Annotated in this window: 23 protein-coding genes and 1 pseudogene; 11 read left to right on the top strand and 13 right to left on the bottom strand. The window is 59.9% G+C overall.

Going from position 1 to position 24752, the window contains the following annotated elements:
* Together L362_RS02000 and L362_RS02005 are read right to left on the bottom strand one after the other, a co-directional pair.
* Entirely contained in the window at positions 1 to 1122 is a 1122-nt protein-coding gene (locus L362_RS02000) for a ribosomal protein uL16 3-hydroxylase (protein ID WP_023326636.1), read from the bottom strand.
* Between the two features lie 136 nt (positions 1123 to 1258).
* A complete protein-coding gene (locus tag L362_RS02005; RefSeq protein WP_008501342.1) occupies positions 1259 to 1861 on the bottom strand; it encodes an ATP-dependent Clp protease proteolytic subunit in 603 nt (200 codons plus the stop codon).
* 88 nt (positions 1862 to 1949) lie between these two features.
* Here L362_RS02005 and L362_RS02010 point away from each other — a divergent pair, with 88 nt between their 5' ends.
* Together L362_RS02010 and L362_RS02015 are read left to right on the top strand one after the other, a co-directional pair.
* On the top strand, positions 1950 to 2336 hold the full coding sequence (locus L362_RS02010) for a VOC family protein (protein ID WP_023345370.1): 387 nt from the start codon (positions 1950 to 1952) through the stop codon (positions 2334 to 2336).
* 179 nt (positions 2337 to 2515) lie between these two features.
* Entirely contained in the window at positions 2516 to 3133 is a 618-nt protein-coding gene (locus L362_RS02015) for a response regulator transcription factor (RefSeq protein WP_023345369.1), read from the top strand.
* A gap of 3 nt (positions 3134 to 3136) precedes the next feature.
* Here the strand turns inward: L362_RS02015 and L362_RS02020 are convergent, their stop codons facing one another.
* The 5 genes from L362_RS02020 to L362_RS02040 form a co-directional block, all read right to left on the bottom strand.
* Entirely contained in the window at positions 3137 to 8719 is a 5583-nt protein-coding gene (locus L362_RS02020; RefSeq protein WP_023345368.1) for a trifunctional serine/threonine-protein kinase/ATP-binding protein/sensor histidine kinase, read from the bottom strand.
* Positions 8720 to 8728: 9 nt separating this feature from the next.
* Positions 8729 to 9109, bottom strand: a complete 381-nt coding sequence (locus tag L362_RS02025) for a response regulator transcription factor (protein ID WP_008501346.1) — start codon at positions 9107 to 9109, stop codon at positions 8729 to 8731.
* Positions 9110 to 9129: 20 nt separating this feature from the next.
* Positions 9130 to 9393, bottom strand: coding sequence for a XapX domain-containing protein (locus L362_RS02030; protein ID WP_008501347.1), 264 nt, complete (start codon positions 9391 to 9393; stop codon positions 9130 to 9132).
* Positions 9390 to 9611, bottom strand: a complete 222-nt coding sequence (locus L362_RS02035; RefSeq protein ID WP_023345367.1) for a DUF1427 family protein — start codon at positions 9609 to 9611, stop codon at positions 9390 to 9392. Before L362_RS02035 ends, L362_RS02030 begins: the two co-directional genes overlap by 4 nt.
* Before the next feature lie 61 nt (positions 9612 to 9672).
* Positions 9673 to 10359 carry a hydrolase gene (locus L362_RS02040; RefSeq protein ID WP_023331928.1) on the bottom strand — a complete coding sequence of 229 codons (687 nt, stop codon included), beginning with the start codon at positions 10357 to 10359 and terminating at the stop codon, positions 9673 to 9675.
* Positions 10360 to 10577: 218 nt separating this feature from the next.
* Here L362_RS02040 and L362_RS02045 point away from each other — a divergent pair, with 218 nt between their 5' ends.
* Genes L362_RS02045 through L362_RS02060 form a run of 4 tightly spaced genes read left to right on the top strand, consistent with a single transcriptional unit; the run spans position 10578 to position 15324 of the window.
* Complete coding sequence (locus L362_RS02045) at positions 10578 to 12449, top strand: amidohydrolase (protein WP_023345366.1); 1872 nt, start codon at positions 10578 to 10580, stop codon at positions 12447 to 12449.
* On the top strand, positions 12449 to 12856 hold the full coding sequence (locus L362_RS02050) for a DoxX family protein (protein ID WP_023345365.1): 408 nt from the start codon (positions 12449 to 12451) through the stop codon (positions 12854 to 12856). Before L362_RS02045 ends, L362_RS02050 begins: the two co-directional genes overlap by 1 nt.
* Complete coding sequence (locus L362_RS02055; RefSeq protein WP_023345364.1) at positions 12853 to 14472, top strand: MFS transporter; 1620 nt, start codon at positions 12853 to 12855, stop codon at positions 14470 to 14472. The genes L362_RS02050 and L362_RS02055 overlap by 4 nt, the downstream gene beginning before the upstream one ends.
* A gap of 30 nt (positions 14473 to 14502) precedes the next feature.
* Positions 14503 to 15324, top strand: coding sequence for an alpha/beta fold hydrolase (locus L362_RS02060; protein WP_023345363.1), 822 nt, complete (start codon positions 14503 to 14505; stop codon positions 15322 to 15324).
* A 41-nt stretch (positions 15325 to 15365) separates the two neighbouring features.
* Here the strand turns inward: L362_RS02060 and L362_RS02065 are convergent, their stop codons facing one another.
* Positions 15366 to 16760, bottom strand: coding sequence for an MFS transporter (locus L362_RS02065; RefSeq protein ID WP_023345362.1), 1395 nt, complete (start codon positions 16758 to 16760; stop codon positions 15366 to 15368).
* A 50-nt stretch (positions 16761 to 16810) separates the two neighbouring features.
* Positions 16811 to 17899: a cellulase family glycosylhydrolase gene (locus tag L362_RS02070; protein ID WP_023345361.1), complete on the bottom strand. Its 1089-nt coding sequence runs from the start codon at positions 17897 to 17899 to the stop codon at positions 16811 to 16813.
* A gap of 185 nt (positions 17900 to 18084) precedes the next feature.
* Here L362_RS02070 and L362_RS02075 point away from each other — a divergent pair, with 185 nt between their 5' ends.
* Positions 18085 to 19092 (top strand): LacI family DNA-binding transcriptional regulator, encoded by a 1008-nt coding sequence (locus L362_RS02075; RefSeq protein ID WP_023345360.1) that lies wholly within the window; start codon positions 18085 to 18087, stop codon positions 19090 to 19092.
* Here L362_RS02075 and fosA read toward each other — a convergent pair.
* Complete coding sequence (gene fosA, locus L362_RS02080; RefSeq protein WP_023345359.1) at positions 19078 to 19503, bottom strand: FosA/FosA2 family fosfomycin resistance glutathione transferase; 426 nt, start codon at positions 19501 to 19503, stop codon at positions 19078 to 19080. The genes L362_RS02075 and fosA overlap by 15 nt on opposite strands.
* Before the next feature lie 199 nt (positions 19504 to 19702).
* On the opposite strand from fosA, the gene trpS reads away from it, so the two are divergent.
* Positions 19703 to 20707: a tryptophan--tRNA ligase gene (trpS, locus tag L362_RS02085; RefSeq protein WP_023345358.1), complete on the top strand. Its 1005-nt coding sequence runs from the start codon at positions 19703 to 19705 to the stop codon at positions 20705 to 20707.
* A gap of 570 nt (positions 20708 to 21277) precedes the next feature.
* Entirely contained in the window at positions 21278 to 21649 is a 372-nt protein-coding gene (locus tag L362_RS02090; protein WP_023345357.1) for a hypothetical protein, read from the top strand.
* A 58-nt stretch (positions 21650 to 21707) separates the two neighbouring features.
* Here L362_RS02090 and L362_RS24480 read toward each other — a convergent pair whose 3' ends face one another.
* Positions 21708 to 22175 carry a SymE family type I addiction module toxin gene (locus tag L362_RS24480; protein ID WP_023345356.1) on the bottom strand — a complete coding sequence of 156 codons (468 nt, stop codon included), beginning with the start codon at positions 22173 to 22175 and terminating at the stop codon, positions 21708 to 21710.
* A 300-nt stretch (positions 22176 to 22475) separates the two neighbouring features.
* Here L362_RS24480 and L362_RS02095 point away from each other — a divergent pair, with 300 nt between their 5' ends.
* Together L362_RS02095 and L362_RS02100 are read left to right on the top strand one after the other, a co-directional pair.
* Positions 22476 to 23348: a phosphorothioated DNA-binding restriction endonuclease gene (locus L362_RS02095; protein WP_023345355.1), complete on the top strand. Its 873-nt coding sequence runs from the start codon at positions 22476 to 22478 to the stop codon at positions 23346 to 23348.
* A 25-nt stretch (positions 23349 to 23373) separates the two neighbouring features.
* Complete coding sequence (locus L362_RS02100; RefSeq protein WP_023345354.1) at positions 23374 to 24066, top strand: winged helix-turn-helix domain-containing protein; 693 nt, start codon at positions 23374 to 23376, stop codon at positions 24064 to 24066.
* Here L362_RS02100 and L362_RS02105 read toward each other — a convergent pair.
* Together L362_RS02105 and L362_RS24995 are read right to left on the bottom strand one after the other, a co-directional pair.
* A complete protein-coding gene (locus tag L362_RS02105; protein ID WP_023345353.1) occupies positions 24060 to 24494 on the bottom strand; it encodes a hypothetical protein in 435 nt (144 codons plus the stop codon). The genes L362_RS02100 and L362_RS02105 overlap by 7 nt on opposite strands.
* Positions 24491 to 24751: pseudogene (locus L362_RS24995) on the bottom strand (hypothetical protein); the annotation flags it as partial. The gene L362_RS02105 and the pseudogene L362_RS24995, both read right to left, overlap by 4 nt.
* Position 24752 lies beyond the last annotated feature (1 nt).

The raw sequence follows: 24752 nt of genomic DNA, 5'->3' as shown, positions 1-24752 counted from the left end.
CTACTCGTCGAAGTACCAGTACCCCTGATTAATCAGCCCGGTGAGCTCCTCGACAAACGCCGGGTTTTTCAGCGCATCGCCCAGCTCGGCCTGGCCGAGTTCGGTGTAGCGGCACAGCGCATCCGCCGCCTTCGCGTCTACCGTCTCCAGCTGTTCGCTGTTGATGAAGAAGCTGCCGTTGATATTCAGCACGCGCAGCCCGCTCAGGCGAGACAGCGTTTCGCCGCCCTGCAGCGCGTCCAGCACCTCTTCCGGCGCGTACGGCGGCTCGGCGGCGGCGATATCAAGCTCGTGGCGCGGCGTGGAGACAAAGCTGCCGAACCATTTTGTGAAATCATCGGGCTTGCCGATCATGTCGATCATCATCTGACGGATGCGATCGAGCTCGTACTGCTCCACGCGGCCCGGGTGTTCGCGACAGGTCAGATCCGGATCGCTGTAGTGCTCGCCGCCCAGATCGTTTTCCAGCGCGTAGTCGGCGAAGCTGCTGATCAGATCGCGACCGTTCGGCCCGCGGAAGCCGACGGAGTAGTTGAGCGCCGTTTCGTGGGTAAATCCGTCGTGCGGGAATCCAGGCGGGATGTAGAGGATATCGCCCGGGGCCAGATCTTCGTCAATAATCGGCTCGAACGGATCCACATGCAGCAGCGCCGGATGCGGGCAGAACTGACGCATCGGCAGCTTGTCGCCCACGCGCCAGCGGCGGCTGCCCATCCCCTGAATGATAAACACGTCGTACTGATCGATATGCGGACCCACGCCGCCGCCCGGCACGGAGAAGGAGATCATCAGATCGTCCAGACGCCAGTCCGGCAGAACGCGGAACGGACGCACCAGCTCTGCGGCGGGCATATGCCAGTGGTTCACCGCCTGCGCCAGCAGCGACCAGCCGGTTTCGCCCAGATCGTCGAAGTGCTCAAACGGGCCATTGCTGGCCTGCCATTTACCGTTGAAATGGCTCACCAGACGGCTATCGACCTCCGGCTCCATCGCCAGCCCTGCCAGCTCGTCCGGGGTAATCGGATCGACAAAATTCGGGAAGGCATTTTTCAGCACAACGGGTTGTTTTTGCCAGTATTTCTCAAGAAATTCCGGCCAGTTCAGGTTCAGTTGATACGCCATGGGTAGCACCAGTGAGAGGGGAAACAGGCGCGATTATAGGTAAGAAAGCAGAGGGGGAACTTGTCATGGGTCAAACGAGGGCGTGTAGGTCGGGTAAGGCGTAGCCGCCACCCGACACGTATACGGCGGTAAAAACTTAGTCCAGCTTCAGCTCGTCATAATGGGTGATCAGCTTGCCCACGATGCCGTAGTCCAGCGCTTCCGCCGGGGACATCCAGAAGTTGCGGTCGGTGTCTTTTTTCACTTTTTCCAGCGGCTGGCCGGTGGCGTCAGCGATCAGCTTGTTCACGCGATCCAGCATGCGGATGATCTCGCGCGCTTCGATCTCAATATCCGTCGCCTGACCGCGCACGCCGCCCAGCGGCTGGTGGATCATAAAGCGGGTATTTGGCAGCGAGTAGCGGTGCTCTTTTTTCGCGGCCAGGAAGATGGTGATCCCGGCGCTCGCCACCCAGCCGGTGCCGATGACGTGCACTTCCGGGCGAATGAATTTGATGAAGTCGTGGATGGTGTCGCCCGCTTCCACGTGGCCGCCCTGGCTGTTGATGTACAGCTTGATCGGATCGTTGCTGACGCTTTGCAGCAGGATCATCTGGGTGATCACTTTCTGCGCCAGCTCCTGGTTGATCTCACCGGAGATCACAATCGAACGGGACTCCAGCAGTTTTTGCTGCAGAGCGCCCGCGCCGTTTGACCCTTCCGCTTTATCCTTGTCGCTTTCTTTCAGTGTGTAGTGCATTGTTATTTCCTCAGCTTGTCGCGCTCAAAACCAGAGTGTAGCCTGTTTTACCGATCAAAGTCCTCACAGACAAATAACGAGGGAGCATATGAATATTGCCCATGTCGCACTCTGGACCCGCAGCCTCGAGGCGCAGGTTCAGTTCTGGGAAACGGTTTTTAATAGCCGCAGTAACGAACGCTACGTCAGTAAAAATCGTCCCGGTTTCGAATCACACTTTATTACGCTGGATAACGGGCCGACCATCGAGCTGATGACGCTACCGGATCTGCCCGACGCCCCTGCCCACCCGGAGTTTATCGGCTGGGCGCATATCGCCATCAACGTCGGCAGCAAGGCAAAAGTGGACAGCATGGCCGAGCGAGCCCAGGCCAACGGCACGCTGCTCAGCGCTCCGCGCCTGACCGGAGACGGCTTTTATGAGGCGGTGATCGCGGACCCGGACGGCAACCGCATTGAGCTTGTCGGTGCATAAAAACAGCGTTTCGTTCCTTCACCGCCCCCGCCCCGGCTCGCTATACTTCATACGGTTATCATATTGTTAAATGATAATGATAGTTAATGTGTTAAGATGAAAGGCAGCATAAACAGTCTCTTACGTCGCCGTAGTGACTGTTTGCATCCTCGACATGTCAATCAGCACCGGGGCGGTGAATGGAACACATTGTGTATGTGGTAGATGACGATGACGCCGTCAGACAGTCCGTGATCGGGCTGCTGGACTCGGCAGGCCTGAACGCCATCGGCTTTTCATCGGCAGAAGCGTTTCTGCAATACCGCTTTGAGGATCTGCCGTCGTGCGTGATCCTCGATATGCAAATGCCCGCCATTTCGGGTTTTGAGGTAGCAGACGCCCTCAAGGAAAGCGGGCGCGAAATCCCGATTATTTTCCTCACCGGCCACGGCACCATCCCGATGTCGGTGCGCGCCATCAAAGGCGGCGCGTACGAATTCCTCACCAAGCCCGTCGAATCTAACGCACTGATCGACGCCATCGAATCCGCACTGCAGCTGGCGGAAAACAACGCCGTGCGCAATAAAGAGCACTACGCCCTGAAGCAGCGCCACATGTCCCTCACGCCGCGCGAGCACGAGGTGCTGACGCTGGCGATAAGCGGCATGCTGAACAAGCAAATTGCCGCGGAGCTGGGCGTCAGCGAGATCACGGTGAAGGTGCACCGCCGCCGCGTGATGGAGAAAATGCAGGTGCGCTCCGTAGCCGAGCTGGTCAGGGCCGTTGAGCGCCTGACCAAAAGCCAGCCCGCGGAGTAACGTTTACGCTTCCTGCGCGGCCAGCGGCAGCGCGAAGGCAAATATCGTGCCGTGCGGCTCCCGGCGGCGCGCGCTTAGCTTCCCGCAGTGGCGCTCGATAATGCTGGCGCTGATGGTCAGCCCCATCCCCATTCCCTGCGGCTTGGTGGAATAGAACGAGTCAAAAATCTGCTCCAGCCGCTCGGGCTCAATGCCGCTGCCGGTGTCGGCGATCTCAACGATCACCTTCCCGTCCGCGTTGCTGGTGCTGAGGGTGATGGTGCTGGCGCGCTCCTTCACCTCGGCCATCGCCTCTACCGCGTTCATCACCAGATTCAACAGCACCTGCTGGATCTGCACGCTATCGCCGGTGATAAAGCTGTCGCTGGCGTTCAACAGATAATCAACGCTTATGTGTCGCTGCTCCAGCTCGCTGCGCGAAAGCGTGATGATATGGTGGATCAGGGAGTGCATGTCGATGCGCGAGAAGGTGGGATCCTGCTTGCGCGTCAGGGACTGAATGCTGCGAATGATCTCCCCCGCCCGCGCGCCTTCGGCGGCGATCTCCTCCAGCCCTTCCCGCACTTTATCCAGCCGGGCGGGCTCGCGGCTGAGCCAACGCAGGCTCGCTCCGGCGTTCGAGACGATCGACATCAGCGGCTGGTTGATCTCATGGGCGATGGAGGAGGTCAGCTGTCCGACGGTGGTGGCCCGGGACACCCGCGCCAGATCCGCCTGCGCCACCCGCATGGCATCCTCCGCGGCGCGCTGGCTGGTGATATCGGTGATGATGCCGTAATACTCGTTCACCTCGCTGCCCACGCCCACCGGATCGCCAATGCCGAGGATGTAGCGCGTTGAGCCGTCGGGACGCTTAACGCGAAACTCCGCGCGCATCGAGAGCCCGTCGCGCACGCTTTGGGTAACAATGGCGCTGATGCGGGCGTAATCGTCCTCATGGACGAAGGTCAAAAACTCCGCCATGGAGATCGTCTTTTGCTGCTCGGGCAGGCCGAGAATGCGGGCGTACTCGTCCGAGACAAACATCAGATCCTGCTCCAGCTCCCAGCGCCAGCTGCCGGTGTGGCTGATCTGCTCGCCCAGCATTAGCGAGGTCTGGCTGGCGCGCAGCTCTTTCTCCACCCGGCGGCGCTGGATGTTCTCCGCCAGCAGCTCGGCGTACAGCCGCGCCGTCTCCAGGGAGACCGCCGCCTGCGCGCCCAGCAGGCTGACCACGCGCGAGTGCTCGGCGGTAAACACTTCCGGCATCAGGCGGTTTTCCAGGTACAGCACGCCCACCAGCCGCGCCTGTTTGAACATCGGGACGCACATAACGGCCGCTCCCGAGGTCACCAGATAGGGGTCCTGACTGAAGGGGTGAAACTCCTCCGGCCTGCCGGTGCGGATCTCCTGCCCGGTGCGGATCACCGCCGCGAGCACCGACAGCGGCAGGTCGGTCGCCGTCGGCACGTCTTTCAGGATCCGCACCCGCACGCCGTCGGTGCTGGTCCAGGCGCTGGCCTCAATCTCCGGAATCAGGCTATCGCTCACGCGAAGCAGCAGCCCGCGCTGCGCCCCGGCGCGTTCGAGGAGGATCGTCATCAGGTTTTCGATTAAGCGCTCAAGGTTGATCTCTTCCGACAGCGCGCGGGAGGCTTTGATGACGCTCTGCAGATCGCGGATGGTCTCGTTCTGGGCAAATGCCACCGTGTCGTAGGCGCTCGCCTGCCCGGAGGCCAGCAGGTGCGGGAAGTCCTGCTCCAGCTGGCGCACCTTGGCCTGCGCGCCCGCCCGGCCCCAGGCGGCAATGGCGCCGCGGAAGTGTGCGTCCGAGGCGGTTGGATAGCCGCAGGCCAGCGCAAAGCGCCCTGCCAGCTCGTGGGCCAGAGCGTTAATCGGATTAAACCCGCCCTCGCGGGAGAGCCGGACCGCCTTCTCGTACTGCTCAAGCGCGATGCTGTTCATCCCGTCCAGACGCACGATTTCGGCGTAGATCAGCGCCTCTTTATCCGCGAACGTGCCGGGATTAATGCGCGCCCAGAGGGCGATTTTGTCGTAGTGGGCGTGAATGCTGCGGCGGTAGTTCGCCGAGAAGGTCTCCGGCGTCAGCTGACGCGAAAGCGCCAGCGCGCTGTAGAGATGGTAATCCAGCAGATGGACGTGCCCCGGCGCGGACCACGCGTACCACCCCGCCATCTCCAGATCCGCCTGCGCGTCGGCGTACTCGCCACAGGTAAAGTGCGCCATGCCGCGATAGAGCCAGTACCAGAACAGCATGGTGGAGGTCTGCTCCGGGGCCTGCTCCGGCGACGCGGGAAGCAGCGCCTCGGGCAAGACCTGCGACGCGGTCCAGGTGCCGATGACCGGCGTGCGCAGGAACTCAACGTAGCCGCGCTGCACCATCAAAATGGTCTCCACGTCCTGGAAGTGGGTTTTACGCACGAACGCCAGGCCGCGATCGATGCTGGTCAGCACCCCGTCCAGGTGATCGCCCCGCGAGAGGAAGTTGATCACCTGGTGGCAGGCCGCAAAGCAGGCCATCGTCATATCCCCGTGGGTCACCGCCGAGGTAAAGCAGGCTTTCGCGCACTCGATGGTGAACGACAAAGGCTGGGTCCAGACGCTGAGCTGGTCGAGCGGCAGCAGGGTCTTGGCTTCAAAGGCATCGTAGCCGTGGCGGGTCACCAGCTCGCGGGCCAGCGTGCCGTACTGAAACCCGAGGCGATACTCGGCGTAGCGGTGACCCATCAGCACGCCAAACCAGGCCATCGCCGTGGTGGAGGCGCCGGTGATGCCGTGATCGAGGGTCAGGTGCATCATGCGGCAGAGCAGTAAAAAGTGCAGGCGCGGGCAGATGAAGCTGGCGCAAATGCTGGCGCTGTAGAGCAGGTTCATCACCGCTTCCGTTTCCGGGTTCTCCATCCGCGAGAGCGGGGCAAAGAGATTTTGCGGCGCGTCATTTGCGCGGTTGCAAAAGCGTTCCCAGGCCTCGTCGCAGTCGGCATCTTCCGGATAGCGGCCAATCTGGATGCCAAACACCCCCAGCCAGCAGAGCGCCGCCTCCAGCGCCAGACGGCTGTCCGACTGACGAATGTAGACTTCCACCAGCAGGTTGGCCGCCAGCGCTTTTTCGGTCAGCCCGCCGGGGCAGCCGAGGATGGCGTCACACAGCTCGCGGGTCCGCTCCAGGTGCCCCAGCGCAAACTCGCAGCCCGCCTCTTCGATATCGAGCATAAAGTCCGACACCGTCCCGGCGTTGCCCAGCGCTCTGGCGGTCTGGATATAGCTCAGCGCCGAAAGATAATCTCCCGAACGCTTCGCGCGTCGCGCGGCCAGCAGGCTCAGCTCGCGGAACCTCTGGCGCTGCGGAGCGGGCTGGATGCTGTCCAGCGCGGCCGTGACGTGATGTACGGCGCGGAACAACAGCTCATTCCCCGCCGCCTGGCGCGCGGCGTCGGCCAGCAGGCTGGCGGTGGTCAGGTGAAGATGGCTTTTCTCATGCCGATCCAGCAGCGCAAAGGCGGCCTCCTGCACCCGGTCGTGGGTGAAGGAGTACGCTTTCTCCGTCAGCACGATAAGCTGCGCCATCACCGCCGGGTGCAGCGCATAGCGCATTTCCGCCATCGACATGCCGACCACGCGGCACATCATCTCCATCTCGCCCGTGCCGCCGAGACAGGCGATGCTGCCCAGCAGGCGGCGCGTCTCGTCGGGCAGCTCTTCGAGCTGCTCCAGCACCAGGGTGACCACGTTTTCGGTGTAATGCCGGGCGCGGATCGCCTGCAGATCGTAATGCCATTTGTCCTGGTATTTGTTATGCACCACCAGCCCGTCGTCGACGATGCGGCGGAAAAACTCGTGCACAAAAAGCGGGTTGCCGCCCGTTTTCTCGTGGATCAGGGTGGCAAGGTCGGTCGTCGCCGCGCTGCGGGTGCGAAACACCGTTGCCAGCCAGCGCGCCACGGCTTTAACCGAGAGGGCCTGCGGGACAATCTCGCTCGCGTGCTGTGCCGCCTCCGGCAGGCTCGCCAGCTGCTGTTGCAGCGTGGGGTCGGACAACGAGCCGATATCGCGGTGAGCGACAACCACCAGCAGCGGGATGGCGCCGCAGTTCACCAGCAGCGCGTTGAGCGTTTGCAGGCTGGCGGCATCGCTCCACTGAAGATCGTCCAGCACCAGCACCAGCGGGCAGCCCTGCGAGGCAAAGGTTTTCACCAGCGCCAGCACCATATGGCTGAAGCGCGCCCGGGCATCAATTGAAAACGTATCCGCCGAGAAGCGCGGCTTGCTCTCAAGCAGCAGGCCCAGCTCGGGCACCAGGCTGACGGCCAGTTCTTCATAGCCTTCAAGGGCGCGCGAGAGGCGGATTTTCCACTTCGCCACCTCGTCTGCCGGCAGCCCCAGCAGGTGGAGCGTCAGGGTGCGGAACGCGGAGCTTAATACGCCGTAGGGCAGCGACGGTGAAAACTGATCGACTTTGCCCACCGCCAGCAGCACCGTGCGCTGCTGCAGCGTTTTAAGCGCCGTCGCAATGATCGAGGATTTGCCGATCCCCGACGGCCCGCCGATGGTCACCAGCTCCGGCACGCGGTTCTGCCCCACCCGCTCAAACGCGGCAATGACGTCGTTCGCCTGCGGATGGGTCGCGAACAGGGAGTCCGCCAGATGGATCGCCGGCGTACGGTCCTGCTGGCCGGGGGTAAAGGCGACGATGTCGCCCTCGCAGGTCAACGTCGCCTGGCAGCGGCGAAGGTCGGCAATCAGCCCGTCGACCGTCTGGTAGCGGTTATCGGGGTGCTTCTCCAGCAGCTTCAGGATGATGGTCGACAGCATCCCCGGCACGTCCGGGCGTATCGCGTCCGGGGCCAGCGGCGCCGAGGCGATGTGGTAATGCGCCCAGTTGGTCTGGTCGTCCTCTCCCAGCTCAAACGGCAGGCGACCGGTCAGGAGTTCATACAGCACCATGCCGAGGCTGTAGAGATCGCTGCGGTTATCCACGGGACGCTGGGTGCGGGAGGTGTGTTCCGGCGACATCCACGCAGGCGTACCGCCTGAAACCGCAAGCCGGGTCTGGGAGAAAGCATCGGAGAGCGTGCAGGAGAGGCCAAAGCTGCCCAGACGGCAGGTGGCATCGTGCTGAACAAAAATGCTGCCGGGCTTGATATCGCCGTGGATCAGGTTTTGCAGATGCATCTGGCGCAGAGGGACGCAGATCTGGATCGCCAGCTCGATAAAGCGCGCGATCCCCGAGATCGCCCTGCCCGCGCGCCGCGCCAGCAGCTCAAAGGAAAACGGGGCGTACACCAGCGCGAAGCGTCCCCGGTACTGGGTGGAGGCGACGGCGCGAATGGCCCAGCTGTCCTGCAGCATATCGCGCAGCGCAAACTCGTTTTTGAGCAGCCGGGTAGCCCGCTCTTCCTCTTCGTCGCTGACCGCGGTGGCGATAATGAACGAGCCGCCGGAATGAGGATGTCGCGCGTGCATCCAGGCGATTCCGCCCTCCTGCGCCAGCACGGTAAAAATCACATCCTCTTTAAGGACAAAAACCCGCCCCTGGTGAAGATTCCCCTGGGCGGGCCAGAATGCAGGCTGCTCGTTTTCGTTCATCCGCGATCCTTATTGTCGGCGGGCCAGCTCCCGCTGGATATGATCCAGCAGAATATCGATGTTAATGGGCTTACGCAAAAAAGCAGCGGCGCCCAGACCGAGAGCGTACCGCTGCATATTTTCATCAGCATGACCGGAGATAAAGAGCACGGGCGGCGGCGGTACGGCCAGCAGCCGCAGCTTGTCAAACAGCTCAAGTCCGCTCATGCCCCGCAGCTTGATATCGGTGATCACCAGCGCCGCGCCGGACAGGGCGAGAGGATGGCTCAGAAATACCTCTGCCGAATCAAACGTATCGGTCGAATAGCCTTCCGACTCCAGGAGATTACTCAACCCGCTGCGGACGGAACGTTCGTCATCAATGATGGCAATGCGCCACGGCAGCGTCATGCTGTTATTCCTCTAACCAGTCATTTAACGTCGCGGGTATCCTTCGCGGGCGCTGGGGGCGCCGTGCCGCTGATTTTCGGTACGCATTCGTGACGAAACCAGGCGAGGGTAAGCGGTTCGCGACTCAGTAAACGCCGTCCCACCGGGATGAGCTGTTCACCCACCAGCATGCCAAACAGGCCAAGCAGGGCGACAACCGGCGGCGCCGGGGAATGGACGTCGAGCAGAGCGTAAATTACCCCAGCACCCACGCCGCACACCAGCGAAATTATCCATGCTTTCATGACGACGCTCCCGTCTGCGAACTGGCGTGCGGAACGATCGCCTGAGGCGGCGGCGCGCCGTCGCGGGATAAGAGATGGCGCGTCGCCTGTTCACCCGCCAGCATCCCCAGCAGGCCAATCAGCGCCAGCGCGGGCGGCGCGGGGGAGCGCACCTTCAGCACGGCATACATCAGGCCAATCAACACGCCTGCCGCAAGGGATATCAGCCCAGTACTCATCGTGAACTCCAGAGAAAGAGGCAGCGGCGAGCCGGATGAGGGACCAGCCCGCCGACGGGACTTAGCGAGCCGGAACCGGCGCTAAGGTGCGGTGCTCGCTCTTCTGGCGAGACGGCGCTTTGTGCACCATGGTGTAGGCGTAATCCACGCCCATGCCGTACGCGCCGGAGTGCTCGCGCACGATGTCCATCACCGCGGTGTAGGTCTCTTTACGCGCCCAGTCGCGCTGCCACTCCAGCATCACCTGCTGCCAGGTCACCGGGATCACGCCCGCCTGGATCATGCGCTGCATCGCGAAGTCGTGGGCTTCTTTGGAGGTGCCGCCGGACGCGTCCGCCACCATATAAATTTCGTAGTCACCTTCCAGCATCGCGCACAGGGCAAAGCTGTTGTTGCACACTTCGGTCCACAGGCCGGCCACCACCACCTTCTTCTTGCCGTTGGCCTTCAGCGCGTCGCGCACCTTCTGGTCGTCCCAGGAGTTCATGGAGGTACGCTCCAGAATGTCCTGGCCCGGGAACACGTCCAGCAGCTCCGGATAGGTGTTACCGGAGAAGCTTTCGGTCTCAACGGTGGTGATGATGGTCGGGATGTTGAACACCTTAGCCGCTTTCGCCAGCGCCACGGTGTTGTTTTTCAGCACCTGACGGTCAATCGACTGCACGCCAAACGCCATCTGTGGCTGGTGATCGATAAAGATGATCTGACAGTTCGCAGGGGTTAACACTTCGAGCTTTGAAGAGGTCATAGCATTTTCCAGTGGTTAAGGGTAGAAATCGCCGCGAGCGCCGCGACGATAAAGTCACCTTCATCCTGCGGTTTTCTCTCTCCGCGCGTAATTATCTCTTCGTATAGTTAACCTTAGGTATAGTTATACTTTGGTATACCTATCCTATTGTATAACTGGATCTTTGCCGAAACCGGTTCCCATAATCCTGACCATTCCCCTCTCAGTCAGGAGCAGTTATGGTTACCCTCGGTAAAGCCGATCTCATTCTGGTTAACGGCCAGTTTCACACCGTCGATCGCGAGAACCCCGTCGCGGAAGCCGTTGCCGTGCGCGACGGAAAATTTCTGGAAGTGGGTACCGTCGCCGAGGTGATGCAGCACCACGGCGACGGCACCAAAGTGGTCGACTTAAAAGGCCACACCGCCATCCCCGGCCTCAACGACTCGCACCTGCACCTGATTCGCGGCGGGCTGAACTACAACCTCGAGCTGCGCTGGGAAGGCGTGCCGTCCCTGGCCGACGCCCTGCGGATGCTGAAAGAGCAGGCGCTGCGCACCCCGTCGCCGCAGTGGGTGCGCGTGGTGGGCGGCTGGACCGAGTTCCAGTTTGCCGAGCGCCGCATGCCGACCCTGGACGAAATTAACGATGCCGCGCCGGACACCCCGGTCTTCATCCTGCACCTCTACGACCGCGCCCTGCTCAACCGCGCCGCGCTGAAGGTGGTCGGCTACACCAAAGACACGCCAAACCCGCCGGGCGGCGAGATCCAGCGCGACGCCAACGGCAACCCGACCGGGATGCTGATTGCCCGTCCGAACGCCATGATCCTCTACGCCACGCTGGCCAAAGGGCCGAAGCTGCCGCTGGAGCAGCAGGTGAACTCCACCCGCCAGTTCATGCGCGAGCTCAACCGTCTGGGGCTGACCAGCGCCATCGACGCGGGCGGCGGCTTCCAGAACTACCCGGAAGACTACGAGGTGATTGCCGAGCTGCACGAGAAGAAGCAGATGACCATCCGCATCGCCTACAACCTGTTTACCCAGCGTCCGGGCCACGAGCTGGAAGACTTTGAAAAATGGACCGACATGCTCACGCCGGGCCAGGGCAGCGATTTCTTCCGCCACAACGGCGCGGGCGAGATGCTGGTCTTCTCCGCCGCCGACTTCGAAGATTTCCTCGAGCCGCGCCCTGACCTCGCGCCGGGTATGGAGGACGAGCTGGAGCGCGTGGTGCGCCATCTGGTGGAGCACCGCTGGCCGTTCCGCCTGCACGCCACCTATAACGAATCCATCAGCCGCATGCTGGACGTCTTCGAGAAGGTGAACCGCGACATTCCGTTCAACGGCCTGCACTGGTTCTTCGACCACGCGGAAACCGTCACCCAGGCCAACATCGACCGCATCAAAGCGCTCGGCGGCGGCATTGCCGTGCAGCACCGCATGGCCTTCCAGGGGGAGTACTTTGCCGAGCGTTACGGCATCGAAGCCACCCGCCACACGCCGCCGGTGGCGAAAATGCTGGAGACCGGCGTGCCGGTTGGCTTAGGCACCGATGCCACCCGCGTGGCGAGCTACAACCCGTGGACCGCGCTCTACTGGCTGGTCTCCGGCCGCACCGTCGGCGGGATGCAGATGTACGATCACAGCGCCCGTCTGGACCGCGATACCGCCCTGATGCTCTGGACCCAGGGCAGCGCGTGGTTCTCCAGCGAGCAGAACCAGAAGGGGCAGATTAAAGTCGGCCAGCTCGCCGACCTGGCGGTGCTGAGCAAAGACTACTTCCGCGTGCCGGAAGAGGAGATCAAGGGCATCGAGTCCGTTCTCACGGTGGTGAACGGCGATATCGTCTACGCCGCGGGCAGCTTTGGCCCGCTCGCGCCCCCGGCCATCCCGGTCCTGCCCGAGTGGTCCCCGGTGGTGAAGGTGCCGGGTCACTACCGCAGCGCGCCGCCGCAGGCCGCCCGCGTGGGCATGAGTGTGGCTCACCACTGCAGCGGACCGTGCGGGGTTCACAGCCATCAGCATGATTTCGCCCGCACGTCAGCGATGCCGGTGTCCGACGATAACGCTTTCTGGGGGGCGCTGGGCTGCAGCTGCTTTGCATTCTGATGAAAAACACCACTATGCCGCCCCGGGTCGACCTGGGGCTGTTCTTCCTGCGCCTCAGCGGCAGCCTGCTGTTGCTCTACGTGCACGGCCTGCCGAAGGTGCTGCACTTCAGCGAAGAGCTGACGCGCATTGAAGATCCGTTCGGCCTCGGGCCTTACGCCAGCCTGATCCCGGCGATTGTCGCCGAGGTGATTTGCCCGCTGTTGATCATTGCGGGCGTCTACACCCGCCTGGCGTGCCTGCCGATTATCGCCGTGCTGCTGGTGGCGATGCTCGCGGTCCACCCGAACTGGTCTATTGCCGAAGGGCAGTTTGGCTGGCTGCTGCTGATTATCTTCACCACCCTTGCCCTCACCGGGCCGGGCCAGTGGCGGCTGCAGCGTAAGGCAGCGGAGAGGTTCGCATGACCCAGGTTAACGACGTTCGCGACGCACACGTTGAGACGACGCCCGCGCGGGCGGTTTCGCCCTGGCAGCCGCTGAGCCAGCCGGTGTTCCGCATGCTGTGGATCGCCACGGTGGTCTCTAACGTCGGCTCATGGATGAGCGACGTCGGCATCAACTGGAGCATGCTGACCCTGAGCGCCGAACCGCTGGATATCGCGCTGGTGCAGGCGGCCAGCAGCCTGCCGATGTTCCTCTTCGCCCTGCCGTCCGGGGTGATGGCGGACATCGTCGACCGACGTAAATACCTGCTCTTCTCCCAGCTGTGGGTGTTCATCGCCGCCGCCGGGCTGACGGCGCTCTCCTTCACCGGACACGTCACCCCCACCGTGCTGCTGGTGGCGACGTTTCTGCTGAGCGTGGGCGCGGCGATGAGCTCGCCGCCGTTCCAGGCCGTGGTGCCCGATCTGGTGAGCAAGCCGGAGCTGGGCGCCGCCGTGGCGCTGAACTCGCTCGGGGTGAACATCAGCCGGGCGATTGGCCCCGCGCTGGGGGGGTTCCTGCTGTCGCTCACCGGGCCGTGGATGGTGTTTGCCCTGAACGCGCTGTCCGTGGTGGGCGTGGCGTGGGTGCTGTGGCGCTGGCGTCCGGCCCCGTCCATTCAGCGTCTGCCGCCGGAGCACTTCTTCTCGGCGGTGCGCACCGGCATCCGCTACGTGCACGCCGCCCCGGTGCTGCGCAACGTGCTGGTGCGCACAGTGGCTTTCTTCGTTTTCGGCAGCGCGGGCTGGGCGCTGCTGCCGCTGGTAGCGCGCCGCGAGCTGGGCCTGGGCCCGGCGGGCTACGGCGTGATGCTGGCGTGCATTGGCCTGGGCGCCATTGCCGGGGCAATCCTGCTGCCGCGCCTGCGCCAGCGGCTGAACGCCGACCGGCTGATGGTGGCCGCCAGCCTGGTCTTTGCCCTCACCATGCTGGCGCTGGCGTTTGTGCGCCACGTCTGGCTGCTCAACCTGTTTGAGTTCTTTACCGGCTTCGCGTGGATTGCGGTGCTCTCGACCCTCAACCTCGGCGCCCAGCGCAGCGCCGCCCGCTGGGTGAAGGCCCGCGCGCTCGCGGTCTACCTGACGGTGTTCTTCGGCTCGATGACCACGGGCAGCGCCATCTGGGGGCAGATCGCGTCGCAGTTCGGCACCCCGACCGCGCTGGTGGTCGCCACGCTGGGGATGGTGCTGGCAAGCGCCACCGTGTTCCGCTGGAAGCTGGAGAAAGATCCTGATTTAAACCTCGACCTGAGCGGCCAGCCGCTGGACGGCGTGGAGATCGACCTGCCGAACGAGCGCGGCCCGGTGCTGGTGTCGCATGAGTACATCATTGACCCGCACAACGCGAAAGCGTTTTTGCAGGCAGTGCACGAGCTGCGCCGGGTACGCCGCCGCGCCGGAGCGATGAGCTGGGCGGTGTATGAGGATATCGAACGTCCCGGACTGTTTATCGAGACCTTCCTGATGGGCTCCTGGATTGAGCATCTGCGCCAGCAGGAGCGCCACACCATGAATGACCTCCTGCTGCAGAGCCGCGTTCTGGCTTTTCATCAGGGCACAACATCACCGGCTATTCGCTACCTGGTCGCGCCGGTATAACCACAACCATCACCTGCACAGGAACACACTATGGCAACGTTTAAGGCAAAAGACGGCACGCAGATTTACTACAAAGACTGCGGCGCGGGCAAACCGGTTCTCTTCAGCCACGGCTGGCCGCTGGACGGCGACATGTGGGACAGCCAGCTGAACTACCTGGCCGAGCGCGGCTTCCGCGCCATCGCCTTTGACCGTCGAGGGTTTGGCCGCTCGGATCAGCCGTGGAACGGTTACGACTACGACACCTTTGCGTCCGACATCAACGACCTGATCACCACCCTGGACCTGCAGGACGTGACGCTGGTGGGCTTCTCCATGGGCGGCGGCGACGTGACCCGCTACATCAACAACTACGGCAGCGCGCGCGTGGCCGGTCTGGCGCTGCTGGGCGCGGTCACGCCAATCTTCGGCAAATCCGACTCCTTCCCGCAGGGTGTGGATCAGAGCGTGTTCGACGGCATTCGCGACGGAATGCGTAAAGATCGCGCCCAGTTCATCAGCGACTTCGCCACCCCGTTCTACGGCACCAACGCCGGACAGACCGTTTCCGCCGGTGCCCTGACGCAGACGCTGAACATCGCCCTGCTGGCGTCCCTGAAGGGCACCATCGACTGCGTGACCGCCTTCGGCGAAACCGACTTCCGCCCGGATATGGCGAAAATCGACGTGCCGACGCTGGTGATCCACGGCAGCAACGACCAGATCGTGCCGTTTGAAAGCACCGGCAAGCTGGCGGCAGAGATGATCAAAAACGCCACGCTGAAGGTGTACGACAACGCGCCGCACGGCTTCGCGCTGACCCACCAGGATCAGCTCAACGAAGACCTGCTGGCGTTTGTGAAGTCGCTGTAAGTTTTAAAAAGCGAAGCCTGATGGCGCTTCGCTTATCAGGCCTACAAGGGCTGGTCCTGTAGGCCGGGTAAGGCGCAGCCGTCACCCGGCGCTTTCGCAGACGCGTTCCGCTCCGCCAGCAGCCGACAAATCTCCGCGTGCTTCTCCTCGGTAAAGGTAAAGCGCGACATGAAGCCCATTCGAATCAGCGACCCTATTGCCGGCAGCAGGCAAATCCCGAAGAACAGCCCCGACAGTACGCTCTCGCTCTGGATTTGCGCCTGCGGCACATAGCCGATCATCGTCAGAAACACCCCGATTAACCCGCCGCCCACCGCCACCGACATCTTGCCGGTAAAGGTCTGCCCGGAGAAGGTAATCGCCGCGCAGCGCTTGTGAGTGTGGTACTCCGCGTACTCGATGGTGTCGGCAATCATCGACGAGGTGAGAATGTTGGTCATCATCACGAACAGCGTGCTCAGGCCGAGCAGAATAAACAGCATCGTCACCTGCTGATAGCCCACAAACCACATCACCACGCGCACCGCCACGTCCAGCCCGCAGAGGATCATAAACAGCTTCCGCTTCTGCATCCGGCGCGTCAGCATCGGGGCGACCAGGCACAGCACCGCCGCCACAATCCCCATCACGCCAATCGCCATCTGCAGGCTGCCGTCGCCCAGGTTGTTAATAAAGAAGTAGATATAGAGCCCGCCCGCCACGTTGTGGAACACGCAGAAGAAGAACGACAGCAGGACGATAAACAGCGGCTTGTTCTGGCGCAGGTAGTGGAAGGTGTCGCGGATGGTCACCTTTTCCGGGCTCGGCGGCACGCGCTCTTTGATCTGCATGAAGCCGTTAAGCATCAGCGGCAGGCCCACCAGCATCATCACCAGCGCCGCCATAAAGTAGCCTTTGTCATTGCTGTACTGGGCGAAATAGGCCGCCAGCTTCGGGAAGAAGATGTTGGCGCAGGCAATCCCGGCGTTCACCCCGAGCATCGCCGCCGTCACCGCGCGGGTGCGCTGCCCGGAGTCGTTGGTCATCACCGACGACATCGACCAGAATGGGATATCGGAGATGGCGTACAGCGTCCCCCACAGGATGTAGGTCACCCCGGCGTAGAGGATTTTGGTGGTCATGTCCGCTTCGATTTTATAGAACGACAGCAGCGTGACGCCGGTGATCAGCAGCGGGGCGATCAGCAAAAAGTGGCGAAACTTGCCGAACCGGCTGTTAATGGTGTCCATGATGCTGGCAAACAGCGGATCGTGAACCGCGTCCCACGCGCGGGCAATCAGGAAGATGGTGCTCGCCGCCAGCGCCGAGATCCCCAGCACGTCGGTGTAAAAATAGTTAATAAACGAACCCACTAAACCAAAGCTAAAACACTGACCTAAACCATAACCAAAATAAGACCACAGCTCGCGAGACGGTATTTTCATTGTCGTTGCCATTGTTATATGCCTGCCTGGTTGCCCGGCGGTGGACCGCCGGGTCGATATTATTAGTTCTGCGCCTGCGGGGCGATCTTGCGCAGCTGCTGCATCAGGGCGATTTCACGGCGCGAGAACGGAATACCGTTCTCCTCAAACACGTCGTGGAACCAGAGGCGGCAGTAGTCCGTGGACTCCTTCATCACCACCGGCCACGGCAGCCACGTCTGGGTTTTGCCGCGCACCAGCCCCCACTGGTACGGCGCGACCTTCGCCGCATACATCAGCGGAAGCTGCTCTTCGATGGTGCTGCCCACGTGGCGCGCCAGCCATTCGGTACAGAACAGTGGGCGACCGAACTTTTGCAGCTGCTGGATAATCGCCGTCATGCGCCCGGTGTGGGTGTAGGCGTGGAAGCTCACCACGTCCGAGAGCGCCAGCGCGGTCTGGTCCAGCGGGTGCTGGAAGAACGTCTCGCCCTCCTCTTCCGGCGGCAGGCGCCACGCGCAGACGGTGAGCGGCTGGGTTGGATCTTCTTCTCGCACCCACTGGAACGCCAGCTTCATCAGCGCGTGGGCGCAGGTCTCCAGCTTCGCGTCGTACTGCACCTCCTGCGTGCCGGTCGCGAAAATGCCGCGGTTGCCCGGCTCGTTGTAGAGATCCCACAGCAGCACGCGCTTATCCTCGCGGAACTGGCGGACAACGTCGCGGATATAGCGCTCAATGTCTGCCCAGCAGTCAGGATCGCACACCTTGTCGCGCCCCGGGCTCGCCGCCGCCTGGCTGTTGTGTTTGCCCGGCACCGGCGGCTTTTGCGGGCCGAGGTACGGCTCGTCGCCGGAGAAGCCGCAGTCGTCCATCAGGGTCAGCATGGTGCTGAACCCGTGGCCGTCGGCAATCGTCAAAAAGCGGTCGATGCGCGCCATCAGCCCGTCGCGGTCGTGCTCCCAGACGATAAACGGCAGGTTGATGCGCAGGGTGTTGTAGCCCGCCTCCGCCGCCCAGCCCAGCTCGCGGTCAATCGTCACGGCGTCGAAGGTCTCTGCCTGCCAGATATCGGTCCAGTTCACCGCCGTCGACGGCAGATAGTTAAACCCGCACAGCCAGCCCTTCTGCTGATACCACGCCTGTGCCTGCTCCCTGCTCCACTGCTCTTTCATTACGCGTCCTCTTACTGATAATATTTAGCTAATAAATATTAGCTGCGGGATAAATGCGCAATTTCCCGCACGAAGAAAAGCGATGTCCCTCACAAAGTTCGCGCTTCGATGAATGAGAAACGTGATCGACGGCGCGTAAGCGTGCGGTTAGGGTATGATGCGAAGTCGCGAAAGGGAGAGGACGGATGAAGCGAAAAACAAAAGTGACGATGAACGATATTGCGCGGGCGGCAGGGGTATCGCAGGCGACGGTATCGCTGGTACTTAACCAGTCCCGCAACATCAAGCTCAGCGACGACACCCGTCATAGGGTGGTTAGCGTCGCCACCGAGCTCGGCTACGACCGCCTCCCCGCCGTTCACGCCCCGCGCAACCAGGAAGAGATCGCCCTGCTGGTCAGCTCGCTGCAGAGCTTCGACCCGTTTATCGACGCCATCAGCCAGGCGCGGGAAGCGGCGTGGCGCAACGAGACTCTGCTCACCGTCTACGACTACGGCGACGACATCGAGCTGGCGCTGAACATCATCCGCCAGCTGGAGAAGCGCAACTGCATCGGGATTGTCCTCGCCTCACCGGTCACCACGCTGGTGGACATGACGGCGTTCCAGGACTGCACCCGCATCCCGCTGGTGCTGCTCAACCAGCGCGACCCCGGCTCGCCGCTGCTGCCGTCGTTTATCCCGGACGACTACGCCAACGCCTTCCAGGTGACGAAACACCTCATCGCCTGCGGGGCCACGCGCATCGCCCACATCACCGGCGAGAGCTGGATGGAGGCCTCCCGCCAGCGTCTGGCGGGCTACCAGGCCGCGCTGCAGCAGGCCGGACTCGCGTGCGACGACGGCCTGCTGCGCCAGACCAACTGGCAGTTCAGCGAGTCCTTTACCGCCACCACCTCCCTGCTGGAACTGGCCGAGCGCCCGGACGCCATCTTCTGCGCCAGCGACTGGCTGGCGATTGGCTGCTATCAGGCATTGGCGGTGAACGGCGTGCGCATCCCGCAGGACATGCTGCTGGCGGGCTACGACGACCAGAAGATTTCCGAACAGCTCACCCCGCCGCTGACCAGTATCCAGCTGCCCTACAGCGAGCTGGGACGGCTGGCGGTGGAGTACCTGTGCAATCAGGAAGATGCCGCCACGCACGTGACGCTGGCGGGCAGGCTAAAGGTGCGCGCCTCAAGCCTCGTCTGAGGTAAACACCATCCCCGCATAGGGCTTCTCGCGACACGCCGCCAGCCGCGCGGCGAGGCTGCCCACGTGCAGCTCCAGCTTGTGGCCGTCCGGGTCGAGAAAATAGAACGACGCCCCCTCGCTTTTGTTCTGCTTCCAGACGGTGACGCCCGCCTGCTCAAGCCTTTGCGAGAACGGTTCAAAATCCTCTTCCGCCACGGTAAACGCGTAGTGGGTGTAGTCGCTCTTCTGCGGCGGCACGTACTGGCGCGCCTCGTCGTACGACAGGCAGACCCACAGATCGCCGCAGGTGAGATAGGCCCCGGTATTCCAGCGGGCGTGCAGGGTCAGCCCCAGCAGCGTGTGCCAGAAGGTGACGCTTTTTTGCAGGTCGCTGACCGCGAGGGTCAGGTGGTTGAGTGATTGAAGCATGACGTGCCCTTTTGTTTTTCGCGCCGGACGTGGTACGGTAAAGAGATGAACATAAACCACGCCGTGCTCACCGTAAACCGCTGGTGGCTGCCTTCTTAAAGGCGGCACGGAGTAGTTTTCCCCATTTTCAGATAGCCGCCGAAAGGCGGCTTTCTCACATCTAAGACCCCTTTCGGCAACTGCACATTAAGGAGTCTTTATGAACGCACCCACCATCCTCACCGGCGACCGCCCAACCGGCCCGCTGCACCTCGGCCACTTCGTCGGATCGCTGCGCCAGCGCGTGGCGCTCCAGCACACGCACAACCAGTTTGTGCTGATTGCCGACCTGCAGGGGCTGACCGACAACGGCAGCAACCCGCAGAAAATTCGCGACAACATCCCCGAAGTGCTGGCCGACTACCTCGCCGCGGGCATCGACCCGAACCTGACCACGATCTGCCTGCAGTCCGCCCTGCCCGCCCTCGCCGAGCTGACGATGCTGTATATGAACATCGTCACCGTCGCCCGCGTGGAGCGTAACCCGACGGTGAAAAACGAGATTGCACAGAAGGGCTTCGCCCGCTCGCTGCCGGTCGGGTTTATGGCCTACCCCATCAGCCAGGCGGCGGACATCACCGCGTTCAAGGCCGAGTGCGTGCCTGTCGGCGACGACCAGCTGCCGATGATTGAGCAGACCAACGAGATTGTGCACAAGATGAACAGCCTGCTGCCCGCCCCGGTGCTGCGCCACTGCAAGGCGATGCTGAGCGATACCAGCCGCCTGCCCGGCATCGACGGCAGCGCCAAGATGTCGAAATCGCTCGGCAACACGCTGCACCTTTCGGCCAGCGAAGAGACCATTCACCGTGCGGTGAGCGCCATGTACACCGATCCGAACCACCTGAAGGTGAGCGACCCGGGGCAGATTGAGGGGAACGTGGTGTTTACCTACCTCGACGCGTTTCATCCGGACAAGGACAAAGTGGCGGCGATGAAGGCGCACTATCAGGCGGGCGGGCTGGGCGACCGGGCGTGTAAGAACGAGCTGGAGGCGTGCCTGCAGGAGCTGATTGCGCCGATGCGGGAGCGGAGGGCGATGTATATGCAGGATAAGGGGGAACTGATGGCGATGCTGAAGCGCGGGACCGAGCGGGCGCAGGGGGTGACGCAGGAGACGTTGAGGGAGGTGAAGGTGGGGCTGGGGGTGCCGGTGTTAAGTTAGGTTTAGCGGTGGAGTGCGTGGGATGGGCATGAAGCCGCTAACTCGATTATTACGTAAATTAGCAAGGCGCAATAAATTCTGAAATGCATTATTAGCCATTGTCGTTTGTTATTCTGTTAAGAGCGCTATATTTATAGACTCTTAATATTTTAAACGCCACGGCAACTGCTATGAGTAAGTTTATTATTTCCATGCTGAATACGTTACTTTGTGTTTTTGTAATTGTGTTATGCCTCATATGCGTGGGCGTCACTGATAACTGGAAAGAATGCACTATAGCTATAATCATCACTTTAGGATGCGCACATTTCATGGCCGTTTTACTGAATCGTGTATTGCCTCATAAGTTATCTATCTTAGATAGGAATACTGGAATTATTGGGAGGACCACTATTAGTTATAGGAGCAATTGCGTGCTTTGATGTATTCGAACCCTGGCCGTTAAAAATCATTGGGATGTTTGCGTGGATTATTTTGATTTTCTTTGTACCATCAATAATCAGTCCCAGGCGTTAAGTCGGTCTATTAATAAGTGTCTACGTCATTTTTTCACCCACGGAATCCAACATAATGTACCCCACTCTTTCGCAGGTCATTGAGGTTGTACGTCAGTCCTCGGGACATCATCGCAAGCGCATTGATGAGAACACCCTAATCGAAGCCGACCTCGATATCTGCGGCATGGATGGCGATGCCCTGATAGAAGACTGCGAGGAAGCGTTTGGCGTTACGCTTGTCACTGAAGAAGATGGCTATGAGAAAACTTTTTCCCTCGCTGAAAACGAGTTTCTTTTTAGCACCGAGGGCATAGATTACTTTGGTATCTGCCGCCTGATTCGCAGGTTGCGAGGCATTCCCGAACCTGTGATACGCGATTTAACCGTTGGCGAGCTTCATGCTGTGCTGGTTAAGGCAGTTAAAGAACAGGTAGATCATGATTGAGTTATTTTTAGCATAGTGCGGGCATGTGCTCATATGCCCGCACTCGTTAGTCTTAAGTTTAAACGGCCTTCCCACTCCCACGCTTAATCACCGGAACATCACCTGTATCATTCAGCGCTCCTGGAAAGGTCTTCAGCCACTGCGCGACTTTCTGTTTATTGATATTCACCACACTCATACCTTCCAGGCATCCCCATAATTCTCTTGTATGTTGTGGCGTAATCACAATGCAGTCTTTCATGGCGCGGATTTTCACCGGCATGCCGTCCATAAAGCCCGCACGGGTTAACCACTCGCCGCCCAGCAGAAGGTATTTCATATCTATGCGGGAATAAAGTTCGCAGCAAGCGGCACTGTCCTGCGGCGTCTCAGCGCGGGGATGGACGGGGGCCGCGTTGAGCTGGTTGCCGTGAAGTCGGCGGGCGCTGTTTTTGCGTACCAGCTCGCGGTTTTCAATCATGCCGGTGAAAGCGTCTGATTCTGTTTTGCAAACAGTAAACTCTGGCTTAAAATTCGTCGCAGCCATTTTCAACTCCATCTTAGTTGTTGGTGGTTAGCGGTATGGGGGTGTTGCAGCACCTTCATATCGCGAATTCTCGGTTAAATTCTCTTTGATACTTCCTTTGCCGTTCGGCGTAATTTCTGGGGACCATTATACAGGGCTGAATATAAATACAGCGGTTTGGTGTGGGGGAAATTTGGAATTTGCGAGGGGGATTCAGGAAATAGAGTTGGGTTCGTTAAGGTCATATTTTTGTTGATTGTGGGTTGATTGGTCTGGATTTTGCGAGCATCATCGCAATTATTTACCTTCTTCCGTAACGTGATGGCTTCCAGCAAAACTCTCGAACAGGCAATTGCCGACATCACCATCTGGCGCAAAGGCGAACAGCGTGCGCCGCATAAGCCATTATTGCTTCTTTACGTGCTGGCGAACTATCAGCAGGGGCATGCGCGACTGTTTGATTACGGTACGGAAGTGCGCGATCAGCTGCACAGCCTGCTGGAACGTTTTGGACCACAGCGTGCACAGTACCGTCCTGATATGCCTTTCTGGCGTTTACAAGGTGATGGCTTTTGGGAACTACGTAATGCGGAGCGCTGTTCCACATCAGGTACCAGCAAACAACCTCCTGCAGGAGAGCTGGTTGAACATCATGTTGCAGGCGGTTTTGACGAACAGCATTACACTCGTTTGAGCAACAGTAAGAACCTGGTTAACTCTATAGCTCAGCAAATCCTCGAAGCGCACTTTACCGAAAGCATCCAGGAAGAACTCGCCGACGAGTTGGGATTCGATCTCCTGCAAATTCGCAAACAGCGCGATCCCTTATTTCGACAGCAGGTATTGCGAGCCTATAACTATCAGTGCGCCGTTTGTGGTTTCAATATGCGACATGATAATACCTCTGTCGCACTTGAAGCCGCTCATATTAAGTGGAAGCAACATGGAGGACCATGTGAGATCGCGAATGGTTTAGCTCTCTGCTCAATCCATCATAAAGCCTTTGATAAAGGCTCTCTTGGAGTGGATGAAAACATGCGCGTTCAAATATCTTCCGCTGTAAATGGCAATAGCGTTGTATCCAGATTCTTTTGGGACAACGCAGGAGCTCAAATTCACCTCCCACTACAGAAAGAAAATTATCCGCAGGCTAGTTATATAGAGTGGCATATACGCGAAATTTTCAGAAAGTAATCGATACAATTTGGAGAACACAAAGATGCCGTTCCCTAGTTATAAAGAGATAGAGATCCCCTTACTTTTAAATATCTATAATCGGGGCGGAGAAGTAAGTTCTTCCTCATGTTATGAACCGCTTGGTAAGGAATTCGACCTTACAGATGAAGAAATGAGCATTTTACTTTCTGATGGCAGCAACCGTCTCCAGTGGAACAATATGGTGCAATGGGCGCGCAATCAGCTTGTTGACTACAAGTACCTTCACAATGCAAAAGAATCGGGCCATGGCATCTGGAAACTCACTCAAGATGGCATCAAAAAAGCAGAATCGCTTTCAACCAAGTTAGAAATCGACTACCCAGATGATGTGTCCGAAACCTTTTATGAGGGGGCTGTAAAGCGGATTAAAGTTAACAAGTACGAACGGAGCAAAACAGCAAGAGACAAATGTATAGACCACTACGGCTGTCAATGTAGCGTATGCAATATGGACTTTGAGAAAACGTATGGTGAAACCGGCAAGGACTATATTCACGTCCACCATATCACCCCTCTCTCTGAGATTGGAGAGCGCTACAAACTCGATCCTGTAAATGATCTTCGCCCTGTCTGTCCCAATTGCCATGCAATGATCCACAGGCGAAAACCCTCACTTACTATTGAGGAATTGAAGGCCTTGATGACTAAAGCACAAAAAGAAGATGAATCGGCACAGAGTAAGTTAACTCAGTAATTCATCACTTTGGTCAGTTCAACTTCACCCGTAGCGGCGTTGAAGTACAAATAGAAAAGGTCCCCGTTTACCTGATCAGGTTTTGACCATATCTCCTTTTCCCCCAGGCAATGCTTTTCCTTTGTGAATCCCAGCGTTTCGAGATACGCGCGCAACGGCGCAGCCCCGGTTGCCCCTTTAAAAAAAATGCTATTTGAAGGGGCATATCCATCGCCAGGATGCGCCTCGAAATAGTAGTCGTTCGTGATACGCGGGGCGTTTTCAATATCCTTGTCAGTCAGCGTGTGGTAGTGGAAAAAGTCATTTTGGGTGTAAACCGTCGTTTCATTAGAACCCGATGCCACGAGCCAGACAAACAGCCATCCGAGGATAAAGACGGTAACAACCGCAAATGCGCACCACTTCAGGACTTTTAAAAGATTTTTCATCGTTTAGCCCCCATGAATGAGAGCGATGTCCCATCGTTTGTAATGACCTTCACCACTCCGAATGCAAAATCGTCCCACGGCCTGATACAGGTCATAAAATGCGGAAGATTGACTGTATACAGTTTGTGCCGCACACACTAGCCCTGCGGATCAGAAAAGAGAATCCGACGGAAGCCATGGTTTTTATGGGAACCGATAGCACCCTAGTAATCCAAGCGGCGAACTGCAGATTCATAGCTCACGGGCTTGAGACGATAT

It is taken from the genome of Enterobacter sp. MGH 16 (assembly GCF_000493175.1).
Taxonomy (GTDB): Bacteria; Pseudomonadota; Gammaproteobacteria; order Enterobacterales; family Enterobacteriaceae; genus Enterobacter; species Enterobacter roggenkampii.
The sequence above is the reverse complement of the archived record's forward strand: the minus strand, read 5'-3'. Positions and strand labels throughout refer to the sequence as shown.